Raw genomic sequence first — 705 nt, forward strand, 5'->3', positions numbered from 1 at the left:
ATATTGTATTTTTAATGGATTTTTTATTTTAACCATAGATAACAGGTCAATATAATAATATAGATATAATATAGATATAAATGCAATTACTGCAAAAAAAACATTGACAACAATTTGTTTTTTCATTAAATATTTACAATAATCCATATTAAATTATTTTCTTGGCTTTAAAAGTTTGAATCCTTTTTCAGTAGCTTCCGCAGCTTTTTTACATTTTTCTCTTCTTTTTTCTTGCAACTTGTCACAGCATTTTGCCCATTCATCATAATCTCCACGATCATATGCGTCTTGAGCATCCTCGGCCGTTTTCTTCTCTTCATCAACAGAATCGGCTAGTTTTTTCAATGCATATATGAATAGTCCTACGCTAAGGATCAAACCTGCAACTCCCAGCCAACCAAAAAGACCATATTTATCAATCAAATAACATTTATTAGAAATAAATGAATATTGATTGTTGTTTTTATCAATCAAATTTTTATTAAACCCAACAATATTGAAATAATTAGAAATATTTATTCTAAAATCAATTAAATTAATAAGATCCCTGCTGATCCACCTTCCATCTTGGGGATTATAGTATCGGAAATTGTACTGCACAAGCCCGGTTTCCTCATCGAAATACTCGCTGGAGAAACGGAAGGGATTGATTTCTGCCGCATTGCCTTCCATCTTGAGAACATTCCCATACGGGCCGTATTCGTA

1 protein-coding gene is annotated in these 705 nt (G+C 31.5%); it reads right to left on the minus strand.

Annotated features, from left to right (window positions below):
* Positions 1 to 153: 153 nt before the first annotated feature.
* Positions 154 to 705 (minus strand): RHS repeat domain-containing protein (locus B3075_RS05945; RefSeq protein ID WP_290492048.1); only part of this gene is annotated, 552 nt, incomplete at its 5' end.

The sequence above is a fragment of the Akkermansia sp. UBA7090 genome, from assembly GCF_002493465.1.
Lineage (GTDB): Bacteria > Verrucomicrobiota > Verrucomicrobiia > Verrucomicrobiales > Akkermansiaceae > Akkermansia > Akkermansia muciniphila_A.